Source organism: Citrobacter sp. 50677481 (assembly GCF_001463265.1).
Classification (GTDB): domain Bacteria; phylum Pseudomonadota; class Gammaproteobacteria; order Enterobacterales; family Enterobacteriaceae; genus Citrobacter_A; species Citrobacter_A sedlakii.
On the sequence record NZ_LNHZ01000022.1, the window covers coordinates 1 to 276 of the forward strand.

The 276-nt window shown below is 53.3% G+C and carries 1 pseudogene; it reads left to right on the top strand.

Annotated elements, in window-relative coordinates:
- Positions 1-276: pseudogene (locus APU02_RS26760) on the top strand (phage tail protein); the annotation flags it as partial.

A 276-nucleotide genomic window follows, 5' to 3' on the forward strand; every position in this document is an offset into this window, starting at 1 on the left:
GTCCGCAGGAACTTTAACCCTGACCAATAACTCTGACATTGTGACGGGTATCGGTACTTCATTTGTAACGGAACTCGCTGCAGGAGATTTCGTTGTAGTAACGGTCGGAGGTGTACCATATACTCTGCCGGTTAAATCGGTAGAGAGTGACACAGGCCTGACGCTGGTCAGCGTATACACAGGCCCGACACAATCCGGATCCACGTGGTCGGCGGTTCCACGCATGGCACTGAACATGGTTACTGCCGCGCTGGTTGCACAAAGTGCAGAAGCGCT